13 protein-coding genes are annotated in these 15,460 nt (G+C 42.5%); 7 read left to right on the top strand and 6 right to left on the bottom strand.

Annotation, left to right across the window (positions count from 1 at the left end; all coding sequences use genetic code 11):
- Positions 1–185: 185 nt before the first annotated feature.
- Complete coding sequence (locus CEX98_RS08910) at positions 186–2,423, top strand: putative bifunctional diguanylate cyclase/phosphodiesterase (RefSeq protein WP_099641765.1); 2,238 nt, start codon at positions 186–188, stop codon at positions 2,421–2,423.
- A 22-nt stretch (positions 2,424–2,445) separates the two neighbouring features.
- Here CEX98_RS08910 and CEX98_RS08905 read toward each other — a convergent pair whose 3' ends face one another.
- Positions 2,446–2,637, bottom strand: coding sequence for a hypothetical protein (locus CEX98_RS08905; protein WP_099641731.1), 192 nt, complete (start codon positions 2,635–2,637; stop codon positions 2,446–2,448).
- Positions 2,638–3,241: 604 nt separating this feature from the next.
- On the opposite strand from CEX98_RS08905, the gene CEX98_RS08900 reads away from it, so the two are divergent.
- Positions 3,242–3,637 (top strand): MmcQ/YjbR family DNA-binding protein, encoded by a 396-nt coding sequence (locus tag CEX98_RS08900; protein ID WP_099641730.1) that lies wholly within the window; start codon positions 3,242–3,244, stop codon positions 3,635–3,637.
- A 134-nt stretch (positions 3,638–3,771) separates the two neighbouring features.
- A complete protein-coding gene (locus CEX98_RS08895) occupies positions 3,772–4,785 on the top strand; it encodes an ATP-dependent 6-phosphofructokinase (RefSeq protein ID WP_099641729.1) in 1,014 nt (337 codons plus the stop codon).
- A 65-nt stretch (positions 4,786–4,850) separates the two neighbouring features.
- Here the strand turns inward: CEX98_RS08895 and nhaD are convergent, their stop codons facing one another.
- Positions 4,851–6,251 (bottom strand): sodium:proton antiporter NhaD, encoded by a 1,401-nt coding sequence (gene nhaD, locus CEX98_RS08890; protein WP_172439744.1) that lies wholly within the window; start codon positions 6,249–6,251, stop codon positions 4,851–4,853.
- A gap of 196 nt (positions 6,252–6,447) precedes the next feature.
- Here nhaD and CEX98_RS08885 point away from each other — a divergent pair, with 196 nt between their 5' ends.
- A complete protein-coding gene (locus CEX98_RS08885; RefSeq protein ID WP_099641727.1) occupies positions 6,448–7,134 on the top strand; it encodes a 2OG-Fe(II) oxygenase in 687 nt (228 codons plus the stop codon).
- A 27-nt stretch (positions 7,135–7,161) separates the two neighbouring features.
- Here CEX98_RS08885 and CEX98_RS08880 read toward each other — a convergent pair whose 3' ends face one another.
- Entirely contained in the window at positions 7,162–8,109 is a 948-nt protein-coding gene (locus tag CEX98_RS08880) for a DUF368 domain-containing protein (protein ID WP_099641726.1), read from the bottom strand.
- A gap of 326 nt (positions 8,110–8,435) precedes the next feature.
- On the opposite strand from CEX98_RS08880, the gene CEX98_RS08875 reads away from it, so the two are divergent.
- A complete protein-coding gene (locus tag CEX98_RS08875; RefSeq protein ID WP_099641725.1) occupies positions 8,436–9,275 on the top strand; it encodes a DUF3530 family protein in 840 nt (279 codons plus the stop codon).
- Here the strand turns inward: CEX98_RS08875 and djlA are convergent.
- The 3 genes from djlA to CEX98_RS08860 are packed head-to-tail and all read right to left on the bottom strand — an operon-like array spanning position 9,272 to position 11,793.
- On the bottom strand, positions 9,272–10,108 hold the full coding sequence (djlA, locus tag CEX98_RS08870) for a co-chaperone DjlA (RefSeq protein WP_099641724.1): 837 nt from the start codon (positions 10,106–10,108) through the stop codon (positions 9,272–9,274). The two genes, CEX98_RS08875 and djlA, sit on opposite strands and share 4 nt — an antisense overlap.
- Complete coding sequence (gene murU, locus CEX98_RS08865; RefSeq protein WP_099641723.1) at positions 10,098–10,790, bottom strand: N-acetylmuramate alpha-1-phosphate uridylyltransferase MurU; 693 nt, start codon at positions 10,788–10,790, stop codon at positions 10,098–10,100. The genes djlA and murU overlap by 11 nt, the downstream gene beginning before the upstream one ends.
- 7 nt (positions 10,791–10,797) lie before the next feature.
- A complete protein-coding gene (locus CEX98_RS08860; protein ID WP_099641722.1) occupies positions 10,798–11,793 on the bottom strand; it encodes an aminoglycoside phosphotransferase family protein in 996 nt (331 codons plus the stop codon).
- A 112-nt stretch (positions 11,794–11,905) separates the two neighbouring features.
- Between CEX98_RS08860 and lptD the strand changes: the two genes are divergently transcribed.
- Together lptD and surA are read left to right on the top strand one after the other, a co-directional pair.
- Entirely contained in the window at positions 11,906–14,152 is a 2,247-nt protein-coding gene (gene lptD, locus CEX98_RS08855) for an LPS assembly protein LptD (protein ID WP_099641721.1), read from the top strand.
- 15 nt (positions 14,153–14,167) lie between these two features.
- Positions 14,168–15,460 (top strand): peptidylprolyl isomerase SurA, encoded by a 1,293-nt coding sequence (gene surA / locus CEX98_RS08850; protein ID WP_099641720.1) that lies wholly within the window; start codon positions 14,168–14,170, stop codon positions 15,458–15,460.

Below are 15,460 nucleotides of genomic sequence, written 5' to 3'. Positions count from 1 at the left end.
GCGCTGCAAACACCGCAAAAAGCGCCTACTTTTTCTTTTTATCATAATGAATTTCATCCAAAACTTTGTTTCTCTATTGTTAAAAACCTGAATTAAGCTGAATTTTCCCTTAATCAACGTTTTCCTTTTGACTACGACACAGGCTTGATTTAGATTAGAGATCGCAGTTTTGAGTTATGCACTTTATGAGCCTAAAAATAAAAACAATAACTATTAATACACTTCTATTAGCACTAATGCCGCACTTAGCCTGTGCCGGTGATGCTGGTGTATTAACAAGTGCTCAGCTCGCTTGGCTAGTGCCTTGTATCATCGCATTGCTCAGTGTTCCCTATCTTATTTGGTCTAACCATCAACTCAAAAAGTCAACGCAGCAACTTAAGCACTCAGAACAACGCTTTAAAAGTACCATCGAAGGAAGCGGCGATACCCTGTGGGACTGGAATATTCAATCTGGCGATATCGTTCGTATCAATGATAAATATGGTATGAATTCGGCGAAGCCCGGGAATATTATTCCAAACCAGCATCGGATCCATCCTCAAGATTTATTAATTGTCGAAAAGTTAATGAAGCAACATTTCGCAGAAAAGACTCCTTTTTTTGAAGCGAGTTATCGGATCAAAGATGAGCTCGGTCAATATCACTGGGTGTTAGACCGTGGCAAGATTATTGAAAAAGATGCAAATCTCAACCCGTTAAGAATGACAGGAACGGTTCGTGATATTAGCCACTTTAAAAGCACAGAAGAAAGGTTGAACCTGTTTGCCAAGTGCGTCGAATCGCTGACAGATGCCATTGCGATTTATGACAAGAACTATAACTTAGTGGACCTAAACCCAAGCTATCTTAAGCTCTTTGGTGGTCAACGCGAGCATTATTTAAATAAACAATTTACCCTACCCGGCTATGACAATAAGTTTGTTGCGCAAGTAAAGTCTCAACTCAAACAAACAGAACATTGGCAAGAGGAACTCAAACTGCGTAATGCCGCAGATGTGCTGCTACCAATTGAAATTACTATTGATGAAATCAAGAACAACCATGGCCAAATTAGTAACTATGTGGTGGTTTATTCGGACCTAACTGAACGGAAAAAGGCAGAATCACAACTGCACAATTTATCCAATCGCGATCGCACGACAGGCTTACCTAACCGAAACCTATTTTTCACCAACTTGCAAAAGCTGTCACAACAAGGGGCACACCATGCTTTGCTGGTATTCGATTTGGATAACTTTAAAAAGATCAACGACTCGCTAGGGCACCAGCTTGGAGACACCTTGTTGGCAAAGCTAGCGATGCGTCTGAATAAACTGGCTCGACAGCAAGATACGTTTTATCGCTTAGGTGGAGATGAGTTTGCACTTGTTATTACTGGCACTAACGATATTCACACCATTACACGCACTGCAAAACAGTTTTTAGCCGCTATTGCGACTCCGTTTAAAATTGCTAATCATGAGTTAGTGATCACCTCTTCGGTGGGCATTGTATTGTGCCCAGAAGATGGTAAATCACCAGAAAGTTTGCTTAAAAATGCCGATACTGCCATGTATCACGCGAAGCAAAAAGGTAACCACTATTTATTCTTTAACGACTCAATGAATGAGCAGGCAGTAAAGCGACTACAAATTGAAAACCTGATGCGCTATGGTCTTAAAGAAGACCACTTCGTGGTTTACTACCAGCCGAAAATGAATATCAAAACGGGTGAGCTTGTGGGCATGGAAGCATTAGTTCGTTTTATTACGCCAAAGAAAGGCGTGATCAGCCCAGGTGTATTTATTCCCATTGCAGAAGAAACGGGTCAAATTATTGAGATCGGTGAAGTGGTACTCGACAAGGCTTGCCATGACGTCAAGCGCTGGATTGATAAGGGGCTGTTCAATGGTCGAGTCGCCGTTAACTTATCCGCAAAACAGTTCAGTTTGCCCGACCTGACGACACGTATCGACATTATCTTGCAAAAAAATCAACTTCCTTCGTATTTTCTTGAACTAGAAATCACTGAAGGCACGGTAATGGATGATCCAAAAGAAGCAATTTCAATAATGCGCTCGTTAAGTGCAAGAGGAATACACTTAGCCATGGATGACTTTGGCACCGGTTACTCGTCTTTGGCTTACCTTAAGCAATTTCCGCTTAACACCCTAAAAGTAGATAAAGCATTTATCGATGATATGGGCAATGAACGTGGTAAAAATATGGTCGATTCTATTGTTACGATCGCGCACAACTTGGATCTTCATGTGGTTGCTGAGGGCGTCGAAAATGAAGTACAGCTCAATATCTTAGAACAATTAAACTGCCAAACTGTGCAGGGTTACTACTATTCAAAACCGCTCTCAAGTACTGAGTTCGAGCAATTTTTAAAACAACATATTCCGAACGAAAAACCGAACTTACAGCTGGTTCAGTAACACCACCACATTCCCAAAACAGCTACGCACGCCACATCACTAAACTTGCACAACGACGCATCCACGCTCTTCGGTAATGCACGCGAAATAGAATAAGCGCTAAAGGCCCCATCACTAGGGCTAAACTTAACCAGCGCTTTCTTGGCATTCCAGTCCATAAAGTTTGCAGGTACAAAGCGACAACACTCACAACTGAAATAATAATAAAAGCCACTGATACTCCTAAAGTTTTTATCTAACAGGGAAAACCGTTGCGCACTGATTGGTGCAGAAACATGGCATTTCGATACTGTTTACTAAAGCGGTCAGGGAGTCTACACAACGTTTATAATTTAATCAATAACGAAATTATTGTTGCATATTTTTGTATTATTTAATTAAATAACGGACTGTTTAGAGGTATAGCATCACCTGAGTGATGCTATGTCATAGATTTTCCTAATTTAGGAAACAGCGGCAAGTGGGAAATTTTTAACGGTCAACTACCAATGATTTCCTAGCTTAGTCCATTTAGGTTATGAGTGTACTTTTAGCACAATTTGTAAGGCCAACTTAGTCCTTAGCTGGAATTTAAAAGTTAGCTTTTCTAATATTGTAGGCGATTGAAATTTTGGTGCTTTTAAACACTGTATTTATTTTAATCGTTGACTGTGAGTTAAACCGATATAAAACGCTCGGTTATTCAATAATTGTCTGCGTTATAACGCCATAGTATAGACTTTCTGATAGTTTTTACTGATAGACGATTACAGTATTATCACAAGAGCTGCTAAACTTACTCTCATGTAGTATTAACTGTTACTTCAAGGACACGGGCTATGGATCAGAAAAGCGTACATGAATATTTGCAGGCCAAGCCTGCAACCTTTATCACTAAACCTTTTGCACAAGACGTCGATGTGTACAAAGTTCAGCATAAAATGTTTGCCACTCTAACTGAGGGGAAAGAGGGGCAAGTTGATGAAAATGGTGAACCTGTTTGGTGGTTGAATGTAAAGTGCGACCCTGACGAAGCACTCTTGTTAAGAGACAAGTACTCGTCTGTTGTACCTGGTTATCATATGAATAAGCGCCTTTGGAACACTGTTATCTTGGATGGCACTATTCCAGAAGACGAAATAAAGAAGATGATCGATGATTCTTATCAAATCGTCGTTGATAACCTACCAACAGCACAACGTGAAGAGCTTGCAAAAAAGGTCTCACAGCAATAAAAAAAACGGCATTTGGATGTACTAAATGCCGTTTTCTTTTCGTTATTATCTGCCTTTTTAATCCCGATCAACTTGTCACAACGAAGCTCTGATAGTATACAAAAAGAAACGATACAAAAAATTAGAGTGGCAACATGACCAAAAGGATAGCTGTGCTGACCAGTGGCGGTGATGCGCCGGGGATGAACTCCGCAATTAGAGCCATCACGTTAAGCGCTATTAAATCGGGGTTTCAATGCTTTGGCTTTTTTCACGGCTACAATGGCCTAATAGAGCAAGAATATACCGAGCTAGATACGCACACAGTGACTGATATCACCCAACTAGGTGGGACGATATTAAAAAGTGCCCGTTGCCCTGCTATGCTAGAACCTGCTGGTGTATTACAAGCTGTCAATGCCCTCAGAAAGCTCCATATCGATGTGCTTATTGTTATTGGTGGAGATGGCTCATTTCGAGGTATGCAGGCCCTCTCTGAGCACTGGGAAGGTCAATTAATCGGCTTACCGGGGACAATTGACAATGATTTGGCGGGTTGCGACAACACCATTGGCTTTTCAACTGCGGTAAATACCGCGACATCTGCGATAGATAAAATTCGTGATACCGCCAATGCTTTCGAACGCGTTTTTATTACGGAAGTCATGGGGCGGCATAACGGCCACATTGCCTACCATGTCGGTATCGCAACAGGTGCAGAGGCCATTATTTCATTTGAAAATTGTAATCCTAAAAATGCCCCTGAGATACTACAACACCTAAAAAAAGCCATAGAGCAACAACAGCAAAAACATGGTAGCTTTTTAATTGTGTTGGCTGAAAACCTGTGGCCTGGTGGCGCACAAGCGCTTAAAGATAAGATCAACAAAACAAGCGCAACTAACTGTGCATTATGTGTATTAGGTCATATACAGCGAGGTGGCGCACCATCAGTTGAAGATAGAATATTAGCCACTGAGCTAGGTGTTGCCGCGGTTGAAGCGGTAAGACATGACAAAGAGCTAATCCACGCAGACCTTTGCCCAATTATGATTGGTAAAATAAACGGCATGCTGAGCCATACAGCCATCGAGCAGGTATTAGGCTTAGACAAACCAGTTTCACCCCAGTGGGTGCAGCGCTATCAGCATTTTCTTGCAGAGTCCTGAATACTCAAGCACCAATAGACCTATTGAGAATGAATAGTACAACCACTATTCATTCTCAATAAAGTTTATCCAAATACACTAAATGCCGACTTATTCAACCACAAATGACATAAAATGCTGGCGATGTAACCGAGTAAAATAACCGGTGCCCACTTTAAATGGCCCATAAAGGTGTAATAGCCTCGAGCTTGTCCCATTAAGGCTACACCGGCGGCCGAGCCAATCGATAACAAACTGCCACCAACACCCGCTGTTAGTGTTATCAACAACCAATGACCATGTGACATTTCAGGTTGCATCGATAAAACAGCAAACATGACGGGGATATTATCAATCACCGCAGAAATGATCCCTAAAAAGACGTTGGCATAGGTAGCTGACCAAGTACCATATAATAGCCCCGACATTAAGTTCAAGTAACCCAGAAAACCAAGTCCTCCAACACACATTACAATGCCATAGAAAAACAATAAGGTGTCCCACTCAGCTCGGGAAACCTTACTAAACACATCAAAAGGGACAACACTACCTAATTTTTCAAGACGTGCTTTATCTCCTTCCCTTTCAGCCATAGCCCGCTTTCTGGCCAATGACCCTGGTAGTGTCATACGAAGAAAGTAACCAAAGAATTGTAGATATCCAAGCCCCATCATCATCCCCAGAACCGGTGGCAGATGGAGTAAACTATGAGCAAGTACTGCCGTTGCCACCGTTAATAAAAACAGGGTTAAAATTCTCAGTGCGCCACGCTTTAGCTCCACACGCTCGTATACAGCACTGGGCTTTCTATTTGCGACAAAATAGCTCATCACCAAAGCAGGTACAATGTAGTTTACCAATGATGGAACAAACAGCGCCAAAAACTCGCTAAAGTGAACCATACCCGCCTGCCACACCATCAAAGTGGTAATATCCCCAAAAGGACTAAATGCGCCACCAGCATTTGCCGCAATAACAATATTGATACAACTTAAGTTAATAAATTCTTTATCACCATCGGCCACTTTCATCACCACAGCACACATTAAGAGCGCCGTTGTCAAATTATCTGCAATCGGTGAGATAAAAAAGGACAAGAATCCAGTGATCCAAAATAGATTCTTATAACTGAAACCTTTTTGGATCATCCATGCTCTTAGCGCATCAAATAAGCGTCGCTCTTCCAGCGCATTGATATACGTCATCGCGACCAGTAAAAACAGCATCAACTCTGCAAACTCAAGTAAATTATGTCTAAATGCATACTCAGTGATATCTGGCTGCCCTTGGTTCACATAGAATGCACCTATCATTAGCCAAATTAAGCCAGCAGCCACCAAGACAGGCTTTGACTTTCGCATATGGAGCTTTTCTTCAAGCATAACCAGAGTATATGCCAATACAAAAATGGCGATACACACAAAACCAAGCGTCGAGCTGGTAAGATCTAAGATGCCTTGTGCGGCCAAGGCTGGAGATGGAGTCATAGCAATGACCCATGCGCAACAGAATAGCAGTAATCCATTGATTTTCATTTTCTTGCCTATCGATGAGTGCAGAGGGATGGCTTTTCAGCCACACACACTTTAGCATAGACAAAAAACAATCAGCATTGGACAGAAGTCTAAGACAGTCCCCCCCATCATTTTTTCATGAGGGCCAACACATCAACGGTAGGTATTTATGCTTCAACTTTCGCAGCAGCAACAATCTGTTTTACAGCAAAAATTGAGCGAAACCGGTTTTGCGCGGATTGAAAATATTCTCGAAGATTCAACAGCACAAGCACTTCATCAATCTCTATGTGAACTAGACTATAAACTTGCTATTTTTCACAATAGCGTATCCAAGTCTGTCAAAGACAGTGATATCCTAGCCCTTACTCCACAAGAACAACAAGTGTTACTTGAAGATCTTCATAGCTATGCCTCTCGCGGAATAGGCTTTATGTATGGCCGTCATTCGGTTGATGCAGGCAGCCCTGAAATACTGCAATCTCTGTATAACAACCTAAATAGTGACGCTGTACAATCTTGCTTTAGCCATATTTCTGGACAACAAATTATTCACACCTCGGCCCAAGCTACTCGGTTTATCGGTGGTCAGTACCTTACGCGCCACAATGATGTGGTCGAGGCTGAAGGCAGGGTTTACGCATACGTGTTAAGTTTAAGCAAAAATTGGCATCCTGACTGGGGGGGATTGCTACAGTTTTTCGAGCGAGATGGTACGCCAACACAAAGTTATGCACCTAAGTTCAATTCTTTAGTCGTTTTTGATGTTAGGAAGATTCACTCAGTGACTTACGTTACACCGTTTGCAAAAGCACCACGCCTATCAGTAACCGGCTGGTTTAGAACGATTACGTAAGCATAGCCAGATAGGCTCACTTTGAGCCTATCTATGACGATTATATCGCTCGCTTATCTTTTCAATGGTTAAGATCAAGGCTAAACCAGCAAGCGCTAGTAATATACACACGAGTGTATTTGGGTCTTGTCCGTACAGGCTGCTGTATTGCTGAGGTAAAATATTAGCTTGAGTCAATGGTTTCTCAATACCACTGGAGTTAACGTAAGTAGTCAAAACCTGTTTCCAAGGCCATAGCAGGTTGAGCGATCCAAGTAAAAAACCCGCTAATAATGAAAACGTGAGTTGTTGATAATGTGTGAGCAACCAACTCAGTAAACGGGAAAAAGACATAAGACCCACAACGCAGCCCAGTAAAAATAACCCGACATAAGCAACGTTAAGTTGATTTACCGCAGTTAACACGTGCCCATACATTCCTAGCAGCAATAAAATAAAGCTCCCCGAGATCCCCGGTAAGATCATCGCACAAATCGCGATCGCGCCCGAAAAAAAGAACATCCAGTGAGAGGCTTGTGCTTCAGCGGGGGCAAGGGAAGTAATAGCAAAAGCAATCACAGCTCCAATCAAGCAGGCAAACACATTTTGACCTCGCCAATTGGCAACTTGCTTAGCCACATAAATGAAAGAAGCGACAATCAATCCAAAGAAAAACGACCACACTAATATCTGGTGCGTATCAAGTAAGTAAGTGATCACCTTAGCCAAAGAGGCTGCGCTAATTAATAGGCCAGAGAATACGGCGAGTAAAAAGCTACCATCAATGTAGTTCCACGTTGCTTTAACGCCACGATGACGTAGAGTGCTTAAGGCTTGTAGATTGACGCTTTTAATCGCATTTAAAAAACGCGCATAAATTCCAGTAATAAACGCGATAGTACCACCGGAAACACCTGGTACGACATCCGCCGCACCCATGCCCGCCCCTTTTAAAAACATCAAGAGATAGTCTCGTTTGCTATCTTTATACTGCACAAATTTCTCCTTTCATAGCAATTTGCTTAATTAAGTGGTCTATTTTGAGGCGAGAAAACCTTACCAATACTCCGCTACCACACCCTCACACTAGGGGACCGAAGTCCATATCGGCATGGCAACCCCCTCTAGTTTAGCTGTTATAAATTAACGATTTTTGGCGCAGTCAGCGTCTGATTTGCTCCCTCAAATTGAGCAAATATTAAGACAAAATGGTATCACTTTTTCGGCTTCGCAGTTTACCCTAAAACAACTAATAAACGCGACTGCTAAAGCTTTTGCTAAAGAAGCCGATACGTAACTATGAAAAGTAACCCGCTGATATCATGATAAGACAGACGCTTTTTTTATTCTTCATTGGTTTATCAATAACTTGTTTTGGTGCCGAACATATTAATCCAGCGCCCTTAACATCGCTTTATCAGCAAGATGCCAATCGCTTTTACGAGCCTTCAGCGCTCTTGAAGTTAGAGAGTGAAAATGAGCCTTTTTATGTTTTTTATCAAGAGTATATGGCATCTGCTCGCGAAGGCGTCGTCATATTACTGCCTGATATGCAAACCCCACCCCTCAATAACAGCGGTATTAGCTTTTTAGCCAAACGCTTAAGTGATGACGGTTACGACACCTACACCATTACACCGCCAGATCTATCTTATGCACCCAGTATACTCGAGCAAGACCTAGCGATACCCGGTCCAGAGCAGCAAAGACCCATTGAAGTGATACCGGGAACAAATCTTGATGAATATAAGATGGCATTGATCAGTCGTTTCGAAGTCTTATACAACACCTTATCTATGACCCAAACAGAAAAGTTAGTCGTCGTCGCATTCGGTAATAGTGCGGGCTTATTCGCAGAGCACTTGGCTACGTTACCCAATCTTCGTATTGACGCCTATACGGTGGTGAGCCCACAACTGCCAAGTGCAATCAGGCAAAAGCACTTAGCTTCCAACCTTTCTTTGATCAGTCCCGCGTTACTTGATATCTATTACAGCTATGACAATCCGCTTGTCGTCGACAATACAGCTGATAGAGCAAGGTGGGCAAGAAAAAATAGTAAACTGGATTACCGGCAGCGTGAATTGTTTGGAGAAAAAACCGACCCGCTCCAACATCAGCGTTTGCGAAAAGAGCTGCTCGGCTTTTTACGGATCCTTTAATTTTTCTTCAAGTATTCATAAGCTGACTGAATATCTTGGCTTTTACGCTTAGCCACTTCCATCATGTGTTTAGGTAAGCCTTGCGACACCAGCTTATCAGGATGATGTTGTGACATCAGCTTACGGTAGGCTTTTTTGATGTCTCGTTCATTGGCCCCTTCATTAAGCCCTAAAACAGCTAACGCCTTGGCACGATTTAACCCTGCTGGTTGAGGCGTTTGTTGATGTCCTTGGTGATGCTGCTGCGATCTCCCCGAGGCCTGAGAGCGACGAAACTCAAATTCAGCCTGATAACGCTTAAGCAAAAACAGAAAATGCGTTTCTGCAAACCCTAAATACTTACTTACTTGCTTCAGTAAAGTTTTTTCCGCATCCGATACGTGACCATCACAAAAAGCCATTTGAATCTGGATCTCTAAAAACAGTTGTCTCAGATCGTACCGTCTGGCAAAAGCCTCTTTAAAATCGGTCACCGCTTCTTTTATCGAAAATTCACTGCTTTTTCCTGCGGTGAACGCATGTTGGGCCTCTTTACGATCATCACCTTGTAGCCCCATCTCGTCCATAAAAGCCGATGCCGCTTGAATATGGATTTCACTAACACGACCGTTGGACTTAGCAATGTGCCCCATCACAGAAAAGCAACTTGAAAAGAATAATGCTTGTCGCTCGTGTAATTCTTCACCTTTCATAAAACCTTGGAAGCCACCGACTTTATCAAAATCCTGACGTAGGCTTTTATCGAATAGATGGCCGAGGTAAAACCCCAAAATAGCACCGAGCCAACGACCAAATAAAAAGCCAAACATAGTGCCTAAAAGTTTACCCCACATCGCTATATCCTAACTTTGTATTCATTGCTTCTAGCCGTTCAGGGGTGCCAATGTCATCCCATTGTCCAAGATAAAGTTCTGTAGACACCTTGTGCTTTGCTAAGCCGTTACGTAGTAAAGGCCCTAATTTAACAAATCCAGCGTCAAGCTCGGCAAAAAAGTGCTTATGGTAGAGTCCAATTCCTGAAAAGGTGTATTTTTCTTGATTGAGTGGCTGGTGTGCTAAATGAAAATCACCGTCTAGGTTATGGCTAGGATTTTCCACTAATACAATATGCGCTTCACAATGTCCTTCAGTTGCTTTTCCAAGCTGCAATTGCTGTAAACTAGTGACATCATAATCGGTAAAGATATCACCATTAACCACTACAAAACACTCTCCGTCTTGACACAGTAACGGTAGTGCCTGAATGATGCCACCAGCGGTTTCGAGCCCCCCTTCAGGTTCTTCACTGTAGGTGATCTGCACACCAAAACCGCTACCATCTCCAAAGTAGTCTTTAATAACCTGACCTTGCCAAGCTAGATTGATCACTATATCGGTGATCCCAGCAACCTTGAGGCGTTCGATATGATGTTCAATCAATGGCTTACCGGCCACTTTCAACATCGGCTTGGGCTGCTTTGCCGTTAGTGGCATCATACGCTTGCCACGCCCTGCTGATAAAATTATCGCTTTCATTTTACTTCTATTTTGCGCTAAGTTTTGCTTTTACTTGAGGCATTATGTCATTCTTTAGCCAGCTTGCAAGCCACTGAAATTCATCGTACTTGTCAGCTACTTCTACAATGTAAGTTAAGGTTGGCAGGATATTATTTACATATCCCCCTTTACCATCTCGTTGCAACAAGCGTGTAAATATACCCGCGGCCTTTAAGTGCCGTTGCAAGCCAGTAAAATCAAAAAGGCGTTGATAGGCACAGAAGTCTATGTTGGCTAATAGTCCCGCACTTTTCAAACTGTCAAAACTATATTCCAGCAAAGCATCAAACTCTGATTTTGCTAATCGCGTATAACAGTCCCTTAGCAATGACACCGCGTCGTATGTCACAGGGCCTTGCACTGCATCTTGATAATCAATTAAGTACCATTGAGACTGCTTTCGTATCACATTACGACTGTGAAAATCTCGGTGCATGGTGACTTGTGGCTGTGCAAGCATCGCATCAACGAGTCTGATTTTTACATTTTGCCATTGCACCTGCTGATATTCAGTCAGGTTCAGTCCCAGCCACTGCGTTACTAACCATTGGTAAAAAATATCCAATTCCATCTCAATGAACTCAGCATCATATGGCTTCATCCACTTACTGTTTGGCGTTTTAGCGATGAGAGGGATTAAGTCAATAAGTGCTCGGTAATCGGCTAATTTGGAGGGCAGCTCTACTCTATCAGCAAGATGTTCAGAGCCTAAGTCCTGCAATAGTACAAAACCCTGCTTTTTATCCTCGGCGATAATGTTAGGCACCTTTAACCCTTGGGCGGCAAAAACTTTATTCAATTCGATAAAAGGTGTGTTATCTAATTTATCAACCGGACTTTCCATTACAACCCAGGATGCTGTATTCATTTGCACACGGTAATAACGACGAAAGCTGGCATCCGAGGTAATTGCCTCACAGGTAAAGTCGTCATTTTGTAACGCTTGGCGGATAAATTCGACACGTTGGTTTTGGCTATGCATGGGATTACTGTTACACCTTCTACTTGTAAATAGTTAAATGCTACTGTATTTCAGACAGTTTTCATTTATTATGATGAGCTTATTACTAAATGCTCAGCTAATAGGTTATTAAATGCGCAAAATTTTGGGCTTAGCTGTATTGTCCGCTATTCACTCTACCGCTTTTGCTAATACGAACATTGTCGCTGCACAATGTAAAGACTATATGCAGCCAGAAAGCTGGAAGCCAATAGCCTCGCTGCCCAAACATGCCATTGATATAGTTGCTGATGACTTAGAGCTACAAGGCACAGATAGTGCGGAGTTCTCAGGCAATGTTGTCATCAATACCGAAACCATGAGCTTGGCGGCAAGACGCGCACTGATCGACAAAAAAGAAGGCCTGCTCAGTGCGTCAGGCCCACTAACCTACCGAGACCAATTTACCAAAGTTCACAGTAATGGGCTATTCGCAGACTTGAATGCTAACACCGTTAGCTTGCTTGGTGCTGAATATGAGCTTACCGAACAACTAGGCCGTGGTGGTGCGGAGAAGCTGCACGCCTCGGGTAATCAGATCTCACTCGATAACTCGAGTTTTACCACTTGCCCAAGTGATGATCCATTTTGGAAAATAGAAGCGAGTAGTATCGTACTATCTCGTGAAGATGGCTGGGGTGAAACTTATAATACAGTGTTCAAAATTATGGACACACCGATTATCTATCTGCCCTACTTCACTTTCCCAATCGATAATCGACGTAAATCTGGGTTATTGACCCCAACGGTTTCTAGTTCGAATAAATTCGGTTTGGAACTGATTACTCCTTATTACCTGAACCTTGCGCCAAACTATGACGCCACATTAACGCCACGTTATATGGCGAATAAAGGCTTTCAGCTGATCACTGAGTTTAGATATTTAACTGAGCAACACCAAGGCAAAGTCGGTATTGAATATCTGAATAAAGATGATTCGGAGCCTCAGCTTGACGATCGTTATTTAGTTCATTGGCAACAAAGAAGCTACCTCAGCGATAAATGGCGTGCCTTTGTCGATATTACCAATGTTAGTGATGATAATTATCTGACCGATTTGACCTCTGAATATGCCAACGAAACCGATACGCAACTATACCGTACTGGTAGCGTAAGCTATTTAGGCGAAGACTGGCTAGTTGACTTTAAACTGCAAGACTTTGAAGTCCTCGGTGACCACAGAGAATCATATACAACGCTCCCGCAAATTAGTTTCCGCACCCGTGATAGCTACGAGTTAGCGAGTGTCGATTGGGATTTTGAAGGTGAATTTGCGTACTTTCAAAACGATACCTTGGCGATTACAGAAGCCTCAAGATTACATTTAGAGCCTAGAGTCTCGTTTTCTCGCAGCGACTATGCTTGGTCATTTACCTCAGAAGCCCGCTTGCTGCATACTCGATATGAGCAAACCATCGAAGCTCCTGACACTGAATATGCTGAGTCAGTGACACGCACATTACCCAGCGTGCGCGTCCATGGGCAATTAAACTTTGAGCGTGGTACTGAGTTTTTCTTTGATCAAGGCGTACAAACCCTTGAACCGCAAATTCAATACCTCTATACACCACATAGAGAGCAAAGCCAAATCGGATGGTACGATACCGCAAAATTACAAGATGACTTTGTCGGTCTATTTAGAGCTCGTCGTTACTCAGGCTATGACCGTATTGCAGAAGCGAACCAGTTTACCATTGGTGCGACTACACGCATCTTTGACAGCAATAACGTTGAACGATTTAACTTCAGTGCAGGACAAATCATTTACTTAGAATCATCTGTAAAGCCTTCTGAACAGTTATTTACTGATGATACTAACTATAATTCACTGTTCGCAGCCGAATCCATGTTACATTGGCACAAGCGTTGGTATCTTTCTAGCGGTATTCAGTACGATGTCGACAGTAAAGAATTAGTACAGTCCCACTTTACCTTAGACTATAAAGGAGACGATAAGCAGTTGGTACAATTGAACCATCGTTATGTTAATGATGTCTCAGACTATGAAATTGACCAAGTCGGTTTATTCACAAGTTTACCAATTGACGATAACTGGCAGTTTGTAGCAAGCTACCACCGAGATATGACCGCTAACAGAAGTGTGGAATCCTTTGTTGGTATTCAATATCAGTCCTGTTGCTGGGCAATTCAGGTGACTGCAAACCGTCAAATTGAAACAAACTTAAACCAAACACTAACCCACGATGAAGCGGTGTTTGATTCTGGCTTTAGCCTGAAATTTGTTCTTTCAGGACTAGGAAGCCAAAGCAGTGGTGATGCAAGTAAACTCCTTCAACAGGGAATTTTTGGTTACCGTAGACCGTATTTTTTGAATAAATAGAATTTAGAAAGCCGTATGAATTTAAAAAAGTTGTTATTAGTCGCCTCGCTAAGCGCTGGCCTTTTCACCCAAGCTCATGCTGAGCGTGTAAAACTAGACACTGTGGTTGCCACAGTCAACGATGGCGTCATCTTACAAAGCGAAGTCGACCAAATTATTAACCGAGTAAAAGAGCAAGCTGAGCAACAAGGTACTGAGCTACCAAGTGATAGAACATTGCGTTTGCAAGCCATAGATAAGCTGATTGAACAGTCGCTGATGCTGCAATTGGGCGAGCGTATGGGTATGCAGATATCAGACGCTCAACTAGACCAAACCATTGCCAATATCGCACAAGATCAAGGTGGAACAATTGCAGACCTACGTCGTTCAGTAGAAGCGAGCGGCGAGAGCTTCCAAGCCTACCGCGAGGAAATCCGCAAAGAAATCACCACTAATCAAGTTCGCCGTGCCAACGTAGATCGCCGCATTTATATTAGCCCTCAAGAAGTCACTAACTTACAAAAAATTCTGAGCGAGCAAACTGGCAACTCTGAAGAGTACGATATTGGTCACATCCTCATTAAAATCCCAACGAAAGCTTCACCTGAAGAAATCGAAGACGCTCGTGAACGTGCCGATAACGTAATCAAATTCTTAAATGAAGGCAAAGAATTCAAACGTATCGCTATCGCCTCTTCGAGTGGCTCTAAGGCGCTTGATGGTGGTCAATTAGGATGGATGGGTATTAACGAAATGCCAACGCTTTTTGCCGAAGCGATAAAAGGCGCGAAAAAAGACGATATTGTCGGTCCACTACGTTCAGGTGCGGGTTTCCACATTCTTAAAGTACAAGATATCCGAGGCCGTGAAGTTGTAGAAACAGTTGAAGTACGTTCACGTCATATTTTGATCAAACCGTCTATCATTCTTAGCGAAGAAAAAGCACGCTCAATGCTTGCAGGTTTTGTCAAAGACTTACGAGCTGGTGAAGCCGACTTTGCAGCATTAGCCAAAGAACACTCTGAAGATCCTGGTTCAGCACTAAAAGGTGGTGAATACGATTGGACAGATCCAACAACGTATGTGCCTGCGTTTAGAGACAACTTGCTAGCACTCGAAAAAAATGAGATCAGTGAGCCATTTAGAAGTACCTTTGGCTGGCACATCGTACAACTGCTTGATAAGCGCGTGGCAGACAAAACAGAACAAGCAAAGTTAAACCGAGCTCACCGTCTGTTATTTAACCGTAAATTTAAAGAAGAAAGCTTTAAATGGATTAAAGAAATGCGCGATCAGGCGCACATTGAAATAATGGAAACGGAATAA

Source organism: Pseudoalteromonas piscicida (genome assembly GCF_002744175.1).
GTDB classification, from domain to species: domain Bacteria; phylum Pseudomonadota; class Gammaproteobacteria; order Enterobacterales; family Alteromonadaceae; genus Pseudoalteromonas; species Pseudoalteromonas piscicida_B.
This window is presented reverse-complemented; position numbering and strand designations above follow the sequence as displayed.

What these genes read in the sequence shown, in the direction of transcription:
- CEX98_RS08910 (WP_099641765.1), top strand. Translation starts at nt 186, where the DNA reads ATGAGCCTAAAAATAAAAACAATAACTATTAATACACTTCTATTAGCA.
- CEX98_RS08900 (WP_099641730.1), top strand. Translation starts at nt 3,242, where the DNA reads ATGGATCAGAAAAGCGTACATGAATATTTGCAGGCCAAGCCTGCAACC.
- CEX98_RS08895 (WP_099641729.1), top strand. Translation starts at nt 3,772, where the DNA reads ATGACCAAAAGGATAGCTGTGCTGACCAGTGGCGGTGATGCGCCGGGG.
- nhaD (WP_172439744.1), bottom strand. Translation starts at nt 6,251, where the DNA reads ATGACTCCATCTCCAGCCTTGGCCGCACAAGGCATCTTAGATCTTACC.
- CEX98_RS08885 (WP_099641727.1), top strand. Translation starts at nt 6,448, where the DNA reads ATGCTTCAACTTTCGCAGCAGCAACAATCTGTTTTACAGCAAAAATTG.
- CEX98_RS08875 (WP_099641725.1), top strand. Translation starts at nt 8,436, where the DNA reads ATGATAAGACAGACGCTTTTTTTATTCTTCATTGGTTTATCAATAACT.
- djlA (WP_099641724.1), bottom strand. Translation starts at nt 10,108, where the DNA reads ATGTGGGGTAAACTTTTAGGCACTATGTTTGGCTTTTTATTTGGTCGT.
- murU (WP_099641723.1), bottom strand. Translation starts at nt 10,790, where the DNA reads ATGAAAGCGATAATTTTATCAGCAGGGCGTGGCAAGCGTATGATGCCA.
- CEX98_RS08860 (WP_099641722.1), bottom strand. Translation starts at nt 11,793, where the DNA reads ATGCATAGCCAAAACCAACGTGTCGAATTTATCCGCCAAGCGTTACAA.
- lptD (WP_099641721.1), top strand. Translation starts at nt 11,906, where the DNA reads ATGCGCAAAATTTTGGGCTTAGCTGTATTGTCCGCTATTCACTCTACC.
- surA (WP_099641720.1), top strand. Translation starts at nt 14,168, where the DNA reads ATGAATTTAAAAAAGTTGTTATTAGTCGCCTCGCTAAGCGCTGGCCTT.